This is a genomic window from Paenibacillus sp. Mc5Re-14 (genome assembly GCF_001049835.1).
In the GTDB taxonomy this organism is placed as follows: Bacteria; Bacillota; Bacilli; order Paenibacillales; family Paenibacillaceae; genus Paenibacillus; species Paenibacillus polymyxa_C.
This window is the reverse complement of the sequence record NZ_CVPD01000001.1, coordinates 5,339,224-5,357,004: the sequence shown is the minus strand read 5'-3', so window position 1 is coordinate 5,357,004 and position 17,781 is coordinate 5,339,224. Positions and strand designations below refer to the sequence as shown.

Annotated in this window: 18 protein-coding genes; 9 read left to right on the top strand and 9 right to left on the bottom strand. The window is 44.4% G+C overall.

Translation table 11 applies throughout. From position 1 onward, the window contains the following. Positions 1 to 58: 58 nt before the first annotated feature. A complete protein-coding gene (locus BN1546_RS24235; RefSeq protein WP_090738998.1) occupies positions 59 to 2,098 on the bottom strand; it encodes a fibronectin type III domain-containing protein in 2,040 nt (679 codons plus the stop codon). 414 nt (positions 2,099 to 2,512) lie between these two features. Between BN1546_RS24235 and BN1546_RS24230 the strand changes: the two genes are divergently transcribed. Continuing rightward, positions 2,513 to 2,842: a DUF3817 domain-containing protein gene (locus BN1546_RS24230; RefSeq protein ID WP_090738997.1), complete on the top strand. Its 330-nt coding sequence runs from the start codon at positions 2,513 to 2,515 to the stop codon at positions 2,840 to 2,842. A 126-nt stretch (positions 2,843 to 2,968) separates the two neighbouring features. On the opposite strand, the gene BN1546_RS24225 is transcribed toward BN1546_RS24230, so the two are convergent. The 3 genes from BN1546_RS24225 to BN1546_RS24215 form a co-directional block, all read right to left on the bottom strand. Beyond that, positions 2,969 to 3,175, bottom strand: coding sequence for a hypothetical protein (locus BN1546_RS24225; protein WP_090738996.1), 207 nt, complete (start codon positions 3,173 to 3,175; stop codon positions 2,969 to 2,971). A gap of 37 nt (positions 3,176 to 3,212) precedes the next feature. Beyond that, the gene (locus tag BN1546_RS24220) at positions 3,213 to 3,464 is read right to left on the bottom strand and encodes a YolD-like family protein (protein ID WP_025364962.1); all 252 of its coding nucleotides are present in this window, start codon (positions 3,462 to 3,464) and stop codon (positions 3,213 to 3,215) included. A gap of 196 nt (positions 3,465 to 3,660) precedes the next feature. Further along, a complete protein-coding gene (locus BN1546_RS24215; RefSeq protein ID WP_090738995.1) occupies positions 3,661 to 4,230 on the bottom strand; it encodes a TetR/AcrR family transcriptional regulator in 570 nt (189 codons plus the stop codon). Positions 4,231 to 4,367: 137 nt separating this feature from the next. Here BN1546_RS24215 and BN1546_RS24210 point away from each other — a divergent pair, with 137 nt between their 5' ends. From BN1546_RS24210 to BN1546_RS24180, 7 genes are all read left to right on the top strand, one after another. Continuing rightward, on the top strand, positions 4,368 to 5,831 hold the full coding sequence (locus tag BN1546_RS24210; protein WP_176702374.1) for a DHA2 family efflux MFS transporter permease subunit: 1,464 nt from the start codon (positions 4,368 to 4,370) through the stop codon (positions 5,829 to 5,831). A 203-nt stretch (positions 5,832 to 6,034) separates the two neighbouring features. Beyond that, a complete protein-coding gene (nikA, locus tag BN1546_RS24205) occupies positions 6,035 to 7,570 on the top strand; it encodes a nickel ABC transporter substrate-binding protein (protein ID WP_090739188.1) in 1,536 nt (511 codons plus the stop codon). Position 7,571: 1 nt separating this feature from the next. Then, entirely contained in the window at positions 7,572 to 8,516 is a 945-nt protein-coding gene (gene nikB / locus BN1546_RS24200) for a nickel ABC transporter permease (RefSeq protein ID WP_090738994.1), read from the top strand. Further along, complete coding sequence (gene nikC, locus BN1546_RS24195) at positions 8,513 to 9,367, top strand: nickel transporter permease (RefSeq protein WP_090738993.1); 855 nt, start codon at positions 8,513 to 8,515, stop codon at positions 9,365 to 9,367. Before nikB ends, nikC begins: the two co-directional genes overlap by 4 nt. A gap of 5 nt (positions 9,368 to 9,372) precedes the next feature. Next, on the top strand, positions 9,373 to 10,209 hold the full coding sequence (locus BN1546_RS24190; protein ID WP_090738992.1) for an ATP-binding cassette domain-containing protein: 837 nt from the start codon (positions 9,373 to 9,375) through the stop codon (positions 10,207 to 10,209). After that, positions 10,202 to 11,044, top strand: a complete 843-nt coding sequence (locus BN1546_RS24185; protein WP_058830839.1) for an ABC transporter ATP-binding protein — start codon at positions 10,202 to 10,204, stop codon at positions 11,042 to 11,044. Before BN1546_RS24190 ends, BN1546_RS24185 begins: the two co-directional genes overlap by 8 nt. Continuing rightward, entirely contained in the window at positions 11,011 to 12,321 is a 1,311-nt protein-coding gene (locus BN1546_RS24180) for an MATE family efflux transporter (RefSeq protein ID WP_090738991.1), read from the top strand. The genes BN1546_RS24185 and BN1546_RS24180 overlap by 34 nt, the downstream gene beginning before the upstream one ends. A gap of 120 nt (positions 12,322 to 12,441) precedes the next feature. Here BN1546_RS24180 and katA read toward each other — a convergent pair whose 3' ends face one another. The 5 genes from katA to BN1546_RS24155 all read right to left on the bottom strand — a co-directional run bounded on the left by katA (position 12,442) and on the right by BN1546_RS24155 (position 17,163). Next, positions 12,442 to 13,899 (bottom strand): catalase KatA, encoded by a 1,458-nt coding sequence (katA, locus tag BN1546_RS24175; protein WP_090738990.1) that lies wholly within the window; start codon positions 13,897 to 13,899, stop codon positions 12,442 to 12,444. Between the two features lie 288 nt (positions 13,900 to 14,187). Next, complete coding sequence (cysC, locus tag BN1546_RS24170) at positions 14,188 to 14,790, bottom strand: adenylyl-sulfate kinase (RefSeq protein WP_013371355.1); 603 nt, start codon at positions 14,788 to 14,790, stop codon at positions 14,188 to 14,190. A 49-nt stretch (positions 14,791 to 14,839) separates the two neighbouring features. Next, complete coding sequence (locus BN1546_RS24165) at positions 14,840 to 15,739, bottom strand: TIGR02452 family protein (protein ID WP_090738989.1); 900 nt, start codon at positions 15,737 to 15,739, stop codon at positions 14,840 to 14,842. 5 nt (positions 15,740 to 15,744) lie between these two features. Further along, complete coding sequence (locus tag BN1546_RS24160) at positions 15,745 to 16,227, bottom strand: NADAR family protein (RefSeq protein ID WP_090738988.1); 483 nt, start codon at positions 16,225 to 16,227, stop codon at positions 15,745 to 15,747. Between the two features lie 30 nt (positions 16,228 to 16,257). Beyond that, complete coding sequence (locus BN1546_RS24155; RefSeq protein WP_090738987.1) at positions 16,258 to 17,163, bottom strand: NUDIX hydrolase; 906 nt, start codon at positions 17,161 to 17,163, stop codon at positions 16,258 to 16,260. Positions 17,164 to 17,458: 295 nt separating this feature from the next. Between BN1546_RS24155 and BN1546_RS24150 the strand changes: the two genes are divergently transcribed. After that, positions 17,459 to 17,761, top strand: a complete 303-nt coding sequence (locus tag BN1546_RS24150) for a hypothetical protein (RefSeq protein ID WP_043885972.1) — start codon at positions 17,459 to 17,461, stop codon at positions 17,759 to 17,761. The last annotated feature ends 20 nt before the right edge of the window (positions 17,762 to 17,781 follow it).

Here is a 17,781-nt window from a genome sequence, read left to right as displayed (position 1 = left end):
ACTCCTAACAAAAAGAGTTCTAAAGTTTTTTACTTTAGAACTCTTTTTGTTAGAGTATTTACTTGGTAATCGTAATTTGTTTGGATACACTATTATAGTTTACCTGATAACCCGAAAGCTCGCTGATGACTCGTAATGGAACCAGCGTATAGCCGTTAATAATAACCGGAGCAGTGATGTTCGTCGAATAATTTCGGGAGTTGTTTAACTCATATACAGCAAGGGTGGAATTCTTGACTTGAAGTACTATTTGTTTGCCGTCTGTAGGACGATTCAGAATGATCTTTTTAGTCCCTTTTTCATAGTTTACATCGTAACCCACCCGTTCACTGATAAAGCGTAACGGGACCATCGTTACCCCATTTATAATTTTTGGAGCCTGAGCTATCGTTGTAGCCCGACCATCAACATAAGCTGTTTTAGCTCCTGGTGTCAGGGTGAACGATGTTGTATATGAAGCAACCGCATTGTTCGTGTAACTCGTCGTAGTGCCGGAAGTCGTTGTAGTTGAACTCGTCCCGGACGATGAACTACTGGTGCCTAATGCCCTATTGCGAATAGCCTCCAGTCGATCTAGCAGGTCGCTTTTACGTGTACCGGTTGGCAGATCACTTATCGCATCTCTGGCAGAACGCCAGTCGGACGCATTTAGACTGTTCTCCGCAATCCGCATTAAATCTCTCGCTTTCTCATAGTTCGATGAACTAGAGGACGAAGAGTAGTAACCATCCGAATTCGTGCGTTCGGATATCTTTACACCACTAGATTCCCTTCCACTACTATTTACGGTTATGACTTTAATCTCATACCAGCGTCCTTCTCGTAAATCCGTTATTTTATAGGATTCTGAGGTTGTAGTTCCCTTATAATCACCATCAACATAGATTTTTACCCTCTCTGCTCGACTCGGCATATCATAGGTGATTTTGATCCAGGTGTCGCTTTTGCTATCGACTTCAAGATTAGAAACTTCTGACGAATTGGAAGATGTACTGTCCGTTGTGGCAGTCAGCTTCACACCGGAGGACAACGCACCTGAACTTCGCTTGGATTTTATCGTGAACGTGTATGTCTGGCTTGCCGAAAGATTGTTAAATGTATAGGATGATCCTGTTGAATCAGTTACCAGTTGTCCATCCTTATACAGACTGACCGTACTAATTCCGCTAGGTCTTGTCCAGGAAAGAGTAACGCTATAGTTATTAACTGATGTCACCGAAGCACCTGTTACCTCGGGCACGATATCTGTAGAGACTGAAGACGTTGTAACCGGAATACTAACTCCTTGAGATATGTTTCCGGATTTGTCTATCGTTTTGACCATTACAGTGTAGGCTGTAGCAGCATTCAACACATTAAACGTGTAAGACGTGCCTGTGGTTTTCTGAATTTCTGTACCATTTAAATAAATAATCGCTTGGCTTAAGTCAGCATCCTTAGGCAGTATGTAATTGATGGTAAATCCATTATATCCTATATTTGTCGCTGTCAGCCCGCTTACTTCTCCTGGGGGTGTCTTATCCACAGGGGCATCAGTGGAAGCTGTTTTAACCTGTACTGTCGTACCTAGAGATTCGTTGCCGCTCTTATTCACTGTCTTTACTCGAAAGGTATATGTCGTATTCGGCTGTAAACCACTCATCATATAAGAGTTACTTCGAATGTTATCAACATATACATCGTTAGTGACATTAACCACTTTTACGTGGTCAAAATTGATGTCCGATGGATTAGTCCAGGACAAATTTACTTTTGTTGTTTCTGTAGGGATCGCTGTCAGATTGCTTATCTCTGCTGGCGCAATATTCGCAGTAACCAATTGGGTCGACATTAATTTCATCACTTGGTTAATATTAGGCTTCTGATCGGTTAATGTAGTCAATTTCGTGCTAGAAGTAATCGGTATTTGGCGTCCTTGAACGGTCGCTAATTTGGTATGTGATTGTGGTATGTTCAAACCTGTCAGATTTGAGTTATGCCTTTCAGTCGGCAACGCGCTAGCCACTCCATCGGGTCCCAAAATGCCATACCCCGTATTCAAAATCAGCGTAGCCGTTGCGAACGGAGCCATCCATTGACGCAAACGTTTTTTATTCATGTTTTATGCTCTCCTTGATACCAGTATTGAAATTTTATGTTGTCAAAATAAATAAGTAAACTCACAAATCCTTCTGCTGTAATTCAGCTTTTAAAATATATACCATAACGTACAGATGTTCATTTAACTGTTATCGGAATTTCCATACAAAATGTTTAGACCTGACACTAGCATTCTTTAGTAATTGGGTACATGTTAACCTCGAAATGTCCATATACACAAAGCCTTCGAGCTTGGCTAACTAGACATTTTTTTCTTGCGCTAAGCCATACAAAGCAAACCTTGTTACCCTAGTCTCAGAGGAAATATTAAAAGCTAGCTGTAAATATTCGATATATCGTAACTTTCTACCGTTTAATAACATTGCATTATAGGATATATTAAATTTTAAGTAATAGAAAAAGGAGGTGTATTATGTTCAAAAATGCTTTTAAGACGTTTGGTGCCATTGGTAATATTGAAGCGATTTCTTATCTGCTGCTTGTGTGTATTGCCATGCCACTTAAATACGCAGCTGGAATGCCGCAAATGGTAAGCTGGGTGGGAATGATCCATGGGGTACTGTTTGTGGCTTATGTGGTTGCCACTATTGTCATGCTGATTTTGCGTAAAATTACGCTACCGCAAGGGCTTGCAGCCTTAATTGCCTCGCTGTTGCCGTTCGGCCCCTTCATTTTCGATCGTAAGGTGCTTAAGAAAGCCGAAGCCCGTGCCAGTCATGCCAGCTCGATCAAAGCTACATAAACCCATACCAGGCCTAGGTCAACGCAGCAATGCGGGTTCTCCTTACCACTTATACAGCAGAATATAAAAAAAACAACCGATGGCTGTAAACCACTCGGTTGTTTTTTTATTCACAAATAATAATTATTAGTTCCTGGCATTTTCCAAAAATTCATAATAGCCATCATTTGACGGATCATCCTGGCTGTTACGTTTGAGATATCCTACTGTAGCTAGATAAGCAAAAAGTCCGAACATAGCAGCAGAAATAGCTATATATACTTTAAAACCGAAAATTATTGAAAAGATGATCATAAAAATAGCGATTGTAAGGGAGACGCCTAACTTTGACATTCTTTCATCCCTTTCTGTTATATTTATGTAATCACAACTAATCTCTCGGGTAATTTACACTCATGATATCCATAAAAGGAACTTTATCCGTTTCTCCATTACTCTCTACGTGAACCTTGCCTGTTCTCGGGTCCATTTTAACGATTTGTCCGCGGGTTGCTTCTTCGCGTCCCCATACTGTCAATACAACTTCGGATTGCTCTTGTTGTGCTTCTACAAGCTGATTCCCGATTTCCTCCAGTACAAATTCATCCCGAGTAGGCCGTTTGGGTACCTTCGCTTTTGCCACTTGCTATCACTCTTCCTTTCGCGCAAAATCAAATTCATTCCATTTTACCATACTTTTCATCAATTGGTGCTGGTAATGTGAGTAAAATTACGTCCCAGGATGCACCAAAAAGCCGAGTTCTCAAAAATGAAAACATCGACTCTCTAAAGTCGCTTTTTAGAGCTCATTAGGGGCGCATGAAAACCGACCAGCTAAGTCATTTGACCAACTGTGGAATGTAATCCACGATATTATAAATAGGAGCACTGCTCTGTTGTGTAACCGCTAAAATTAATGCCCCTTCGAGCATCGAGATGATCAGTACCGCCAGACTGTGTGCCTTTTCCTCATCCAAGCCCGATTCCTGAAGGCGTTCCATATAGATGTGCTGCCAATCTGTAAACGTATTCACACAGGCATGACGTAGTGATTCACTAATACAGGAAGTTTCCGCGGCAGCCCAGAACCCAATCGGCATGAAGCTGTCAAAGCCGAGACGGTCTGCCTCCTCGGCTGTATGACGAATAAAATCCTGAATGGCTACTACAGGATTTTCGTTTCCACTCAGTGTCTGTTTTAATTTTTGCTTAATAAACTCATTCCCTCTTCTTATGCACTCCAAAGCCAACTCTTCTTTACCATGTGGAAAATAATAATAAAGTGATCCCTTCGGTGATCCACTCTCCGCAAGAATCTGATTCAGTCCGGTAGCATGATACCCCTGGTGAAAAAAGAGCCTCGACGCCGTTTGTACGATATTCTCATATGATTCGGGTTTAGCAGCCATATACAGCATCCTTCATTATATATTATTTGAAACTTTTACTTTGACAAAAAAATAATAGCATGTTTATTATATATAGACCGATCGTTATAATTCAATACCCATTAATTTATTGGAGGAACAAAAACAACATGAGTACAATGAGTCAAACAAGCTCACCCTCTGAACCCAAAACGTTCAAGGTGCTACCTATTATGATTGCCCTGCTCCTTAGTGGCTTTATTGGGATGTTCAGTGAAACGGCACTTAACATTGCGTTGAATGATTTGATGCAGATTTTGCATATTACAACTGCAACAGCTCAATGGCTGACTACCGCTTATCTGCTGACACTTGGTATTTTGGTGCCTGTATCGGGATTGCTGCTTCAAACCTTTACCACAAGACAGCTGTTTGTGACATCGTTGCTATTTTCAATAGCTGGTTGTCTCGTTGCAGCGCTTGCCCCTACCTTTTCAGTGTTATTGATCGCACGCATTTTACAGGCTATGGGTACAGCGCTGTTATTGCCGTTGATGTTTAACACGATCTTAATTATCTTCCCAGCTGAAAAGAGAGGCGCGGCTATGGGAATCATCGGATTGGTTATTATGTTTGCACCTGCGGTAGGACCTACCATTGCAGGACTGGTACTTCAGAATTTATCTTGGCACTGGATCTTCTGGATCTCTCTTCCTTTCTTGGTCCTCTCGCTGATCTGCGGTATTTTGTTTATGCAGAACGTCTCAGAACCGACCAAGCCCAGGATTGATCTTTTATCTATTATCCTGTCTTCCATTGGCTTCGGCGGTGTCGTGTTTGGTTTCAGTAAATCTGGTGAAGGTGGCGAAGGCTGGACCAGCCTGGTTGTTTTGCTTCCTGTGATCATCGGCGTGGTATCGTTGATTCTGTTCTCTGTACGACAGTTAAAAATGAAAGCACCTATGCTGAATTTGCGTGTATTTAAATATCCAATGTTTGTGATCGGCGTTATCATGGTGTTCTTATGTATGATGACGATCCTTTCTACGATGCTGATTCTTCCACTCTTTTTGCAAAAAGGGCTGGCCTTGTCCGCTCTAACAGCAGGTTTGGTGCTTCTGCCAGGTGGAATTATCAACGGTCTCTTGTCGCCTATTATGGGTTCCTTATTTGATAAATTCGGTCCTAAATGGCTTGTGATTCCAGGACTTGTGATCGTGGCCGCTGTGTTGTTTTTCCTGTCCGGCATTACAACGACATCCACGCTCGTACTCATTATTGTGCTGCATAGCTGCTTGATGATCGGCATTTCTATGATTATGATGCCAGCCCAAACTAACGGTCTAAACCAGCTCCCTATGGATCTATACCCAGACGGAACGGCTATTATGAGTACGCTCCAGCAAGTCGCTGGTGCAATCGGTACTGCCGTAGCGGTAAGTATTCTCTCCAAAGGCATGGACAGCTATTTGAGCCAATCCAGCATGCCTCAATCCGTAAATGAAATGGCTAATGCCATGGTAATCGGATCTCAGAATTCATTTTTCTTTGCAATGGTCATCAGCGTGATCGGTCTGATCCTTGCGTTTTTCATCCGCAGAGTTCATGTTGAACATGGCACTGCTAAAGCACCCATGCACTAATTAATTATTATTTTCATTCCAAATGTAATACCTGAATAAACCTAAAGGCTGCTAATCATCTCATTTATGATTAAGCAGCTTTTTTTATGAATCTAGATAGGTATTCATATAATTACATATTTACAAATCCTCCTCATTTGGTTACGATATGACTCACGGAGTAAAGCGTAAAAATTACGATTACTATTAAGGAGGACTCCATGTTGTTTAAACGTTCGTATTTCAAACTATTTATCCCTGCGGTCATGGCGGTGATGATGACAGCCTGTGCTACATCTCCATCAGCTTCATCCACATCCTCTACGGCACCACAAGATAAAAGTGTCACCTTATTGTTCAACGTGCAAAGCCCTTCTATTGATCCTCATGCAGATATCAATTACACAGCCGTTCGTGCTGGAGTAAATGAAACACTGATCAAAGTGAATAAGGATCTCAAGCTGGAAGCTTGGCTTGCAGAAAAATGGGACAGTAAGGACGGGCAGCACTGGACCTTTAGCATCCGACCAGGCGTGAAATTCCATAGCGGTAAAGCCGTAGATGCCGCAGCTGTCAAAGCCTCTTTGGAAAGAGCATTAACGCTCAATCCATCGGTTAAAAATGCGCTACATATCCGTGATATTCATGCAGAAGGGCAGATCATGAGCATTACGACGGACAAGCCCTTTCCGGAATTTGTATCTGAGCTGGTTCATCCGAATACCGCAATTATGGACACCACAGCCACAGGTGACTTCCCATCAGGAACGGGGCCGTTCAAAGTTGTCAGTTTCCGTGCCGGAAGTGAACTGAATCTGGATCGCAACGAGGACTATTGGAACGGTGAAGTAAAATTGAAACATGCCAAATTCATGTTTAACGAAGATGCCAATGCACGTCAGCTTGCTTTTCAAGCTAAGACGGCCGATATTGTGTATCGTCCGCCCGTTGAAAGTCTGGAGCTCTTGAAAGCTGATTCTACCGTTAAAGTTGACTCACTTCCTAGCCTGCGGACGCACCAACTTATTTACAATATGAACAATCATGATCTGAAAAAGACAGCTGTGCGCAAAGCATTCGATAATTTGATCAACCGGGATGAGATTGCGAGCGGTATTATGTCTGGTCAGGCAACCCCTGCTCAAGGTCCGTTCTTGCCGGACTTTCCTTTTTCACCGGAATATATCACGAAAAAGTTTGATTTGAATGCAGCACGAGAAGGCTTCAAAGAAGCTGGATATACAGTGGAGAACGGAAAAGTTACGAATTCTGACGGGTCCTCCCTTCATCTTACATTGTTAACCTACCAGTCGAGAGCGGAGCTTCCACTCATTTCACAGCTGATTCAGGCTAACGCTAAGGAGCTTGGCATCACGATTGATATCCGTCAGGTTGATAATATTGATGAATATCTGGCCGCTCATCAGGATTGGGATTTGGCGACTTACAGTAACATTACAGCTCCGCGCGGCGATGCAAGCTATTTCCTGAATGCGGCCTATATGCCGGAGGGAGCATTGAATTACGGTCGTGTGCATGTACCAGAACTCGCGAGTATGATTACGCAGCTAAACACAACCGTGAATGAGGAGCAACGCAACAAGCTAGCGCTGCAGGCTGTCACGCTGATTGACCAAGAAAATCTGCAATCCTTTCTAGTTCATCCAAACAACGTAGTGGCCTATCGTAATTACGTACATAACTGGGTAACCAGCCAAAGTGAATACTATCTGTTGACCCAGGATTTGGATGTGAATTAGCATGCTTCAATCTATTGCCAAAAAGTTTCTAACGCTTATATTGTTCTTTCTTATTCTTTCCTTTGTGAGCTTCTGTCTGCTTAAGCTTGTTCCGGGCGATCCCGTTCGGAGCATTCTCCGAGTAGATGATGTAGCTGTATCCAATCAGCAAATTGCGGATATGCGCAGCCAACTGGGGCTGGATCAACCATTACCTGTGCAATATGGTAAGTGGTTGGTTCAGTTGCTACAGTTGGATTTTGGACAATCTTATCTAACCCATCGTCCAGTCTTGACAGAGTTTATAGAAAAGCTGCCTTATACACTCCTCCTGACTGGAGGCTCTCTGTTCATTATGCTGCTGATAGCTCTCCCGTTGGGCACAATGTCCGCACTGTACCGTAACCGCTGGATTGACAGTGCCAGTCGTGTATTTGCCTTAATTGGCTCCTCAATTCCCAGCTTTTGGTTGGGGCTTTTGTTTATCGAATGGTTTGCAGTTAAATTGCGTATTTTGCCGTCTATGGGGGATGGAACCGTTTTTCATTTAGTCCTCCCTTCTCTTACCCTCGGATTGGCAATGGCGGCTGTTTATGTACGAATGATTCGCGCAAGTCTGATTGAAAGCTCGGGACAGGATTTTATCAAAGCGGCTCAAGCCCGTGGAATCAGTCCGGTTCGCATTTTTTTCAGACACATGTTCCGTCACAGCTTAATTCCACTTATAACGGTATTCAGTGAGAGCATAGGCAGCCTACTGGGAGGTACGGTGGTAATCGAAGTGCTGTTCGCCTATCCGGGGCTTGGCAAATGGATTGTGGATGCAATTGCCGCGAGAGACTATCCCATTATACAGGGCTATACAATTTTTATGGCCATATTCATTATATGCCTCAATATCTTGGTAGAACTGTCCTACCGTTGGGTCAATCCTGAAATTGCTTTGAAGGAGAAACGTTTATCATGATAAAATCCGTACATGCGGAAAACAGGCAGTTCACCAGGGCACGATTGTCCAAAGCATGGATCGGATCACTCTCCATCTTGTTCATTCTTACAGCCATTACAGTCATACCCTTCCTAGCTCCACAAGATCCGTATCATATCCAGATGGGGAGTCGACTTCAACCGATCAGCGCAATGCACTGGCTGGGAACCGATCATTTGGGTAGAGATGTGCTATCGAGGGTCATAGCAGGACTACGGACGACAGTCGGAACCAGTTTGTTGATTTTGATCGTTTCACTGGTTGTTGGGGTACCCCTCGGTCTGCTGTCAGGATTTATTGGAGGCTGGATGGATCGTGTATTCCAACGTGTGGTCGATGCCTTCATGACTTTGCCTGATTATATTTTTGCCATTGTACTAAGCGGCCTGCTCGGACCAGGCTTAGGAAACCTTATATTTGCGGTGTCTGCAGTAAAATGGGTTGGTTATGCCCGACTGGTGCGCAGTACCGTTCTGGCTGAAAAGCAAAAGGATTACATTTCGTTATCCATGCTCGCGGGTACCTCCTCCCTGCGAATTGTCATGCGGCATATTCTGCCCCATGCCATTGGGAATGTACTTGTACTGGCTACGCTGGATATCGGCAAAATCATTTTAATGATCGCCTCTCTATCTTTTTTGGGCTTAGGTCCTCAGCCGCCCATTCCCGAATGGGGCGCGATGTTGAATGAAGGGCGTGCATATTTTCAAATGGCCCCTCATTTAATGCTGGGTCCCGGCATAGCTGTCGTGCTCACGGTACTATTAGCGAACGTGTTTGGAGACAAGCTACGCGACCGTTATGATGTTAAAACCCGGTCAGAGGAGTGAACTACATGCTGACTATTGAAGACTTAACGATTCGGACAAAAGCGAAAACGATTGTAGAACAACTGGAGCTTGCCATTCGTCCGGGAGAATGGTGTGCTCTGGCAGGAGAAAGCGGAAGCGGTAAAAGCATGACTGCGTTCGCTATTGGCGGTCTCCTCCCCGCTTCTGTTAGCGCTGAAGGCATCATAATGTGGAATGACGAGAATTTGCTTGCCCTACCCGTTAAACAAAGACGTTCCTTGCTTGGTAGTGAAATATCTTACGTTTTTCAAGACTATCACGGGGCTTTTACCCCTTTTTTGCGTGTGGGCAGCCAACTCGACGAGCTGATGCGTGCTCACGGCAAGCAAGACCGTAAAGCGCGTAAGCAGCGCTGTCTTGAGGTGTTGGAGCACGTACAGCTTCCCGCCGAGCGTGTGTACCGCAGCTATCCATTCGAGCTCAGCGGCGGTCAATTGCAGCGAGCAGCTATTGCAGCTGCACTGCTTCTAGAGCCAAAGCTGCTCATTGCCGACGAGCCAACAACTGCGCTGGATACGCTCACTGCACACCGAGTACTCCAGCTCATTGACCAAATCCGGATGGAAACGGGGATTTCCGTCTTGTGGATCACTCACGATCTACGGCATGTACGGAAGTATGCGGATCGAATTGCAGTAATGCGTACAGGTGTTTTGCTTGAAGCTGGTCAAACGCAAGCGGTGCTGGACCATCCAGCCCATCCATATACGCGTCGCTTACTGGCGGCTATTCCGCCGCTGTCTCCAAACGCTCCTTCACGTTTGCCATGCAACAGCACCGATGAACAGCTTGCACCGGAAAGGAGCATATTACATGAATAATCAAGCCGCCTGCGCTCAGTGGCAAGACAGCCCTCATCCTGTTGTTACCGTCTCCGGTTTGACGAAGGCTTACGCTGGGGGCAAAACTGTACTGCACGATGTTGCTCTGTCGGTCTCACCCGGAGAATGTCTGGGTGTTGTCGGAGAAAGCGGCAGTGGGAAAAGCACACTTGCTCGCTGTATTTTGACATTAGACACGTTTGATCAAGGTGAGCTTAGACTGGATGGACAGTCCATTCGAGGATTAAAGCGAAGTGAATTAAAACGGATTCGCAGCAGACTGGGGGCGGTATTTCAACATCCATCCGCAGCTTTGAACCCCAGACTAACCATTTTGCAATCCCTGCTGGAGCCATTGGATCAGCTCAAATGCTATGTTCCTTCCTTTATGGCGGGGATGCCCTCTGGACGTTGGAATATAGCAGAACAACTGCTAGGTATGGTAAAGCTTCCGGCAAGCTACCTGGATAAGTTTCCACATCAGCTCAGCGGTGGGGAAAAGCAGCGTGTAACCATTGCACGCGCCATTAGTACAGAACCGGAATTTATCGTATTGGACGAGCCGACTGCAAGTTTGGATGTGACCACACAAGCCACCGTTTTAAATCTGCTCAAGGATTTGCAGGATGAGTTTGGACTGGCTTATCTGTTTATATCGCATGATCTGGCGGCTGTGCACTTTATGAGTGATCGAATCATGGTTATGAAAGAAGGCCGTGTGCTTGAGCATTTTTCCAAGGAAGCATTATTTCATTCGGATCGGCATCCCTATACACAATCATTACTGGAGGTTTTTTCAACATGCTGCCTTCCCACCGAGCCTATCTTGCTTTAGCAATCCCTTTAATTATTTCAACGATTACTACCCCGCTACTCGGTGCGGTGGATACAGCAGTAATCGGTCATTTGAGCCAGTCAGCCTATTTAGGCGGCGTGGCAGTCGGTACTCTTATTTTCAATACTTTATATTGGCTGTTTGGCTTTCTGCGAGTCAGTACGTCAGCTTTCACAGCACAAGCCGCAGGTGCACAAAATAACGACCAAGGCATAGCTGCTCTCATGCGCCCACTGGCTATAGCTCTACTCATCAGTGCAGTATTTATTGTCTTGCAAAAGCCCATCCTGCTAGCTTCTCTCCAGCTTATCCGTCCAGCTCAGGATGTGGCAGAGCAAGCTGCAATTTATTTTAACATCCGCATTTGGGGAGCACCCCTTACATTGGTGAACTATGTGCTGCTCGGATGGCTGATGGGATTGTCCCGCGTGAAAGCTACATTATTTTTACAAATATCAATGAATGTAATCAATATGCTTTTAGCTCTTGTATTTACACAGATCATGCATTGGAATGTCACTGGGGTCGCAAGCGCTACTCTGATTGCAGAAGCTCTTGCATGTGTATTGGGTCTTGCACTGGTGTTCCGTTCACCGATTTGGAGAGAATGGAAACGCAGTGGACAGAGGAATTGGCGAGAATGGTTCGGTGCCTCAGAGTTGAAAAGTGTCATGGCGACGAACCTTGATCTCATGATTCGTACAGCCTGCCTGTTGACGATGTTTAATCTGTTTACGGCGCGCAGTGCGAGCTTTGGCACCGATCAGTTGGCGGCAAATGCTATTTTGTTGCAGATCCATTACATTATGGCTTACTTTTTTGATGGATTCGCCAACGCCAGTAGCATCATGACGGGTCAGGCTCGTGGTGCCGGAGATCGTAAAATGCTGCAAAGAGTTATTCATTTGTCCTGGTTTTGGACACTGGTTACCGGTGTAGTGACGGGTGGATTGTACCTTGCACTGAAAGAACCGCTGATCTCGCTATTTACGGGGAACGCTACAGTGATTAGCCTGACAACTCCTTACAATGGGTGGCTGGTGGTCTTTCCCCTAGCAGCAGGGCTGGGACTGGTATTCTATGGTGTATTTACAGGGATGACGGTAACGTATCCGATCCGTAATTCGATGCTGATTTCACTGGTCTGCTTTTTGATCGCTCTCTTCTGGTGCGTTCCACATTTTGGGAATCATGGACTTTGGTTATCCTTTATCATCTTTGCCTTGGGACGGTCACTGTTTCTGGTGGTCTATTTGCCTCGGTTGAAGAGAATTTAGCAGACCTGCTTTACATCGCTCTCAAAAACAAAGGATGTCCCATCCACCATGTACGTGGTGTGGGGACATCCTTTTATTATTTATTCATACAGCCTTCAGGTTAGGAGTATACCAATCCTTCTACTCGTCTTGTGGAACGGTCAAGCCCAGACCATCCGCTACACGACGTCCGTATTCAGGATCAGCTTTATAGAAATGACCGATCTGACGCAGTTTGATTTCATCACTTTCTACAGGCTTCATCGCATTTACGATGTTTCGGACCAGGCGTGAGCGCTCTTCTTCACTGAGCAAGCGGTACAGGTCCCCTGGTTGTGTGTAGTGATCGTGATGATCATAGGCTACACTTTGTGCCTCGCCAGACACTTCAAAAGGAGCAATTTTGTGAGCTGGTGATTCTTTCGGTCCACCGAGACTATTAGGCTCATAATAGACAGATCCCCCGCCATTACTGTCACTGCGCAATGCACCATCGCGTTGGTAGTTGTGTACTTCCGCATGCGGCCGATTGATGGGCAACGCATTATGGTTTGCGCCTACACGATAGCGATGTGCGTCACCATAGGCAAACAAGCGTCCTTGCAGCATCTTATCCGGGGATGCCTCAATACCAGGAACAAATGAACCGGGTGAGAATGTCGCCTGCTCTACCTCAGCAAAGTAGTTCTCAGGATTGCAATTCAGCACCATGCGTCCTACCTCGATCAGCGGGTAATCCTTTTGAGACCATACTTTGGTCACATCGAATGGATCAAAACGGTACGTATCCGCATCTTCTATAGGCATAATCTGCACATAAAGTTTCCATGCCGGGAAATCGCCCTTTTTAATCGCATTAAACAAATCTTGTATATGATAATCCGGGTTTTCACCGGCAATTTTCGCAGCTAAATCCACATCAAGATTTTGTATACCTTGTTCTGTTTTAAAATGATATTTCACCCATACGGCCTGTCCCTGTGCGTTTACCCACTTGAATGTATGGCTGCCAAAACCATGCATATGTCTAAGTGTAGCGGGAATACCGCGGTCAGACATCAGGATACTTACCTGATGCAGTGATTCAGGAGATAGGGACCAGAAATCCCAGACCGCATTCGGGTTTTTTAAATGCGTTTGGGGATGACGTTTTTGCGTATGAATAAAGTCAGGAAATTTAATAGCATCCCGAATAAAAAAGACAGGTGTATTATTGCCCACGAGATCATAGTTTCCTTCTTCTGTATAAAACTTTACCGCAAATCCACGTGGATCACGTACAGTATCGGACGAGCCTAACTCACCTGCCACAGTAGAAAAACGGATAAACATCGGTGTACGCTTGCCCACTTCGGACAAGAAGCTTGCTTTTGTATATGAAGACAAATCATTAGTGACTTCAAAATATCCGTGCGCCCCCGCGCCTTTAGCATGAACAACGCGTTCCGGTACACGCTCCCTGTTGAAATGCGCCAGTTTCTCCAGTAGATGCACATCCTGAATTAATGTGGGACCACGTGAGCCTGCTGTAATCGAATTCTGATTATCTCCAACAGGAGCGCCCCAGCTTGTAGTCAGGTTCGTTGGTTGGTTACTCATAATTGAAATCACCTCTTGAATGAATTGGTTGACCATGTGCTTTTCACTATAAATTGTGCACAAATAAAAATCAATACTTTTTTATAATTATTATAATCTAGGATTTAGAATTAGTTTAAATTAAAAAAAGAAAAAGCAAGCCCCATAAGGCTTGCCGTAATATAGTGCTCTATTTATTTACAATAAAATGACTTGAATTTTTTACGTTCTGTAATAATTACATTGATCACTTCTTAGGTTTTGTTATGGAGACTTTCAGACAATATTCATATGGAATTCATCATAAAATCATATTAGGAGCTGCTTTCTATCGAGAAAGTCTAGAATATCCAGTACCGACTGACTTACCTCCCGACCTTCAGTGGATACGATTAAATCAGGTTCCAGCGGTACTTCATATGGAGCATCAATCCCCGTAAAATGATGAATTTCTCCGGCTCGTGCTTTCTTGTACATTCCTTTTGGATCACGACGTTCACATTCCTCTAGACTGCATTGGATATAAATCTCGTAGCAGCCTTCCTGTTGTAAAATGTCCTTTACCATCTCACGATCCTCACGATAAGGCGAAATGGTAGCGCAAATCGTTAGAACACCCGCATGTGCCATTAGCTTGGACACTTCCGCTATACGACGAATATTTTCTTTGCGGTCAGCGGGTAGGAAACCCAAATTGCGATTCAAACCATGCCGAACATTATCCCCATCCAAAATAAACGTACGTATCCCTCGTGCATATAACGCTTTTTCGAGTGTGGAGGATACCGTTGACTTTCCCGAGCCAGACAGCCCCGTAAACCAAAGCACCGGACTCTTATGTCCGTTCAGAAGCTGTCGAGCTTGCTTATCCACTTCTGATACATGCCAGGTAATGTTGGAAGATGGGTTCATTCAGCACTCTCCTATTTCATCAGTATTAATGGTTAATATGTCTCTGATATCAGGATAGAGCATTTTTAAAACTGTTTAAAGTACGCTGCTCTGTTTTGTGGTCCAATACTGCAAAAACAATCTGTTCAAACAGCAGTCCATATCCTTCAGCTACAAGCACTTGCTTAAACCAGTTGGCAACCTCTTCCGGCTTATTGCAGAATACCCCACAACCATAAGCACCAAGCACAAGATGTTCTACACCATTTTGCATGGCCATTCCCAAAATATAACGGATACGCTCCAACATGACTTCTCCAATCCGATTGACCTGCTCTGGCTCCCGTTCACGCACGACTCCAGCATTCACAGCAGGCGCGGTCAGGAAATCGACTAAATACGGATTTTCCAGCAATGTTCCCTGATCATCCCGAAAAACAGGAACTTGGGGAGAATAAATCATATAATCTGAATAAAAACAGCTCCGCAGCTTCCGATTATGTTGATACATTTCCTCCATTTGTGAAATGCAAGGATACAGCGCTGATGAACGAGCCAAGCTTTCCTCTTGAGCCTGACTGCCTCCAAGGAATCCGCCCCCGGGGTTTTTGGCTGATGCAAAATTCAAACATGCTACGGGTTCCCGCTTCTCCTCGACCTGGAGTCTATGTGCGGCCTGCAACGTACTTTCTCCCGTAACTTCCAGCTTTCCAATGATCGCCTGTGCGCCTACATCGGAAGAATCTACCCATATAGTTTTTATTCTTTGCTCTGCCTCTTGCTTTATGGCTACCAGTTGAGAAGGTCTATATAGCTTCGAGCCTGTGACCGCATTTTCTACCTCTTTTGCTATATTTACTTGTACCTGTTTGGTATTCGTATAATGCCCATTTTCCAAAATGGACAGTGTTTCATGCGCCATATATGATCGAACATCCCGATTACTCCGGGAATTCATTGTGTTTTTCATGGTGACTAATCCTCCTTTTGCAATAGATCCTCACGTAAATTCGTCAATATTTCCCCCAGCCAGTTCGTACCTCGCCATAGCTTCCGGTGCCGTATACGAGCATCATTTTCAGCTAAGCCTACACCCCAAATGGTGTCCGTCGGACTTGCCTCAACCAGAGTAGTTCCCTTCGTTTTAAGCAGGTGCTTGAGCAAATTCTGATTTTGAGTGAACTTGGCATAATTTCCGTCATACACGAATTGCTGGCAATTTGCTTCCCACAAGGATTGGTCAAATCCGCGCACACTGCGACCACGGGCTTTTTGCTCCCTTGGGGTGGGGGCTTGCATAATTTTCAGGGCTGCCTCTTCGTCTCCAAAAAGCTGCGCTTTTTTTAGCATCATATATTGCTCGGCACAGTTAAACTCCAACCCATCAACGACAAATTCACAAGGGTACCATTGCGAAAATGGCGAATGACTGCGATAAAAAAATGTAAACTTTTCCATAAATATTCCTCACTTCTTCTTTCTTTTATGCTATATAAAACGTGACCGTGGCTTAAATCGGTATAATTTGGACGGACGATGTCCGGCCGCCTTCCTGTATTCATTGGTTTCTTCCACGAGATCTGCTATTTTGCGACGAAAAGCTGCGGCCAACAGCTCCTTACCTAAAATAATTTCATATACCTGCTGAAGTTCACTCAGTGTAAACAGAGCTGGCATCAGGTGAAATGCAATATCTGTATATTCAATTTTGCTGTGCAGACGCTCAATACCATACGCAATAATTTTGGCATGATCAAAAGCAATTCCCTGTGACTCCAGCACTTCTCGCTTGATTTCTATGGTTTTCCCCTTAAGAATTTCAGTTACTTTCACTTTGGCTGACAGGAGGATGTCCGCATGCTTCAATGTAATGTCAATGTTTTGCTCCCATGTATAACCTTCCGGTTGATTCGTCCGCGTCTCCTGAGCCACACTGTAATCCAGTTCAAACCATTGAGCATCTGCCGCATCATCCCCTGCCTCTACCTCCAAGGATTCATGATCAACTAACGCCATATAAGCGCAGCTGATCACCCGCATACGCGGATCACGTGCCACATCTCCCCAAGTATACAGCTGCTCCATATAAATCTGATCGACATTGGTTTCGGTTTTAAGCTCGCGTCGTGCAGCTTCTTCGAGGCTTTCATTCATGTCTACAAAACCGCCAGGCAACGCCCATTGTCCTATAAAGGGGTGCTCTCCTCTTTGGATCAATAGAAGCTGAAGTGTCTTCTCCGGTAGCTTACGGTAATTTTGCTGGAGCTGATCCATTACAGTAAATAGCAGCATATCTACCGTTACGGATGGGCGTTCATATTGATTCGCATCATAAAGGGCCAGAAATTGCTCTTCCGTCAAGCCACTGTGATTGTGTTTCAATTTATCTTTCATTTGTGTCACCCACCTGCTCATATTTGGGGCATCCTCGCTTTTGCTTCACAAGCAAGCAACGAATGCTTTATGTAATTTTCAATTTGAATAAATTGATAAAAACAAAATGTTAATATCAATACAATAATATATAAATAATGCTTCGTCAATAGGGTGTATAGACCTATTTTTGATCATGTGATAGTACTATTAGACTGTTTACTGAATTTTGCTTGTTGCTTATTGTCATATCATGTATGATGTTTTGGTCAATATAGGAAACACAACATACTAAACACGTAGGGAGAAGATTCAATTGTCTAACCAGTTTAATCCGCAACACAATCAACAAGGAGCACCATCCAGACCAGCCCCTGTTTACCCGCCACCTGTTTCATTCAAGGAGTGGATGATCAGTTTACTCCTGATGGCTATACCGGTAGTTGGACTTGTTATGCTGTTTGTGTGGGCTTTTAGCGGCTCGACGAATCCGAGCAAAGCGAACTACGCTAAGGCAGGTCTTCTTTGGGCTGCTATTGTAATTGTGATCTATATCATTATGGCTGTTGCTCTATTGCCTGCTATTATAAGCTCATTGAACTCCAGCAGCTACTATTGATTTCAAGTACATAGCAAAAT

Coding starts and splice junctions, on each gene's coding strand:
- katA (WP_090738990.1), bottom strand. CDS start 13,899: ATGAGTAACCAACCAACGAACCTGACTACAAGCTGGGGCGCTCCTGTT.
- nikB (WP_090738994.1), top strand. CDS start 7,572: ATGCTTCAATCTATTGCCAAAAAGTTTCTAACGCTTATATTGTTCTTT.
- BN1546_RS24160 (WP_090738988.1), bottom strand. CDS start 16,227: ATGGAAAAGTTTACATTTTTTTATCGCAGTCATTCGCCATTTTCGCAA.
- BN1546_RS24190 (WP_090738992.1), top strand. CDS start 9,373: ATGCTGACTATTGAAGACTTAACGATTCGGACAAAAGCGAAAACGATT.
- BN1546_RS24235 (WP_090738998.1), bottom strand. CDS start 2,098: ATGAATAAAAAACGTTTGCGTCAATGGATGGCTCCGTTCGCAACGGCT.
- BN1546_RS24210 (WP_176702374.1), top strand. CDS start 4,368: ATGAGTCAAACAAGCTCACCCTCTGAACCCAAAACGTTCAAGGTGCTA.
- BN1546_RS24165 (WP_090738989.1), bottom strand. CDS start 15,739: ATGAAAAACACAATGAATTCCCGGAGTAATCGGGATGTTCGATCATAT.
- BN1546_RS24185 (WP_058830839.1), top strand. CDS start 10,202: ATGAATAATCAAGCCGCCTGCGCTCAGTGGCAAGACAGCCCTCATCCT.
- BN1546_RS24180 (WP_090738991.1), top strand. CDS start 11,011: ATGCTGCCTTCCCACCGAGCCTATCTTGCTTTAGCAATCCCTTTAATT.
- nikC (WP_090738993.1), top strand. CDS start 8,513: ATGATAAAATCCGTACATGCGGAAAACAGGCAGTTCACCAGGGCACGA.
- BN1546_RS24225 (WP_090738996.1), bottom strand. CDS start 3,175: ATGTCAAAGTTAGGCGTCTCCCTTACAATCGCTATTTTTATGATCATC.
- BN1546_RS24215 (WP_090738995.1), bottom strand. CDS start 4,230: ATGGCTGCTAAACCCGAATCATATGAGAATATCGTACAAACGGCGTCG.
- cysC (WP_013371355.1), bottom strand. CDS start 14,790: ATGAACCCATCTTCCAACATTACCTGGCATGTATCAGAAGTGGATAAG.
- BN1546_RS24230 (WP_090738997.1), top strand. CDS start 2,513: ATGTTCAAAAATGCTTTTAAGACGTTTGGTGCCATTGGTAATATTGAA.
- BN1546_RS24155 (WP_090738987.1), bottom strand. CDS start 17,163: ATGAAAGATAAATTGAAACACAATCACAGTGGCTTGACGGAAGAGCAA.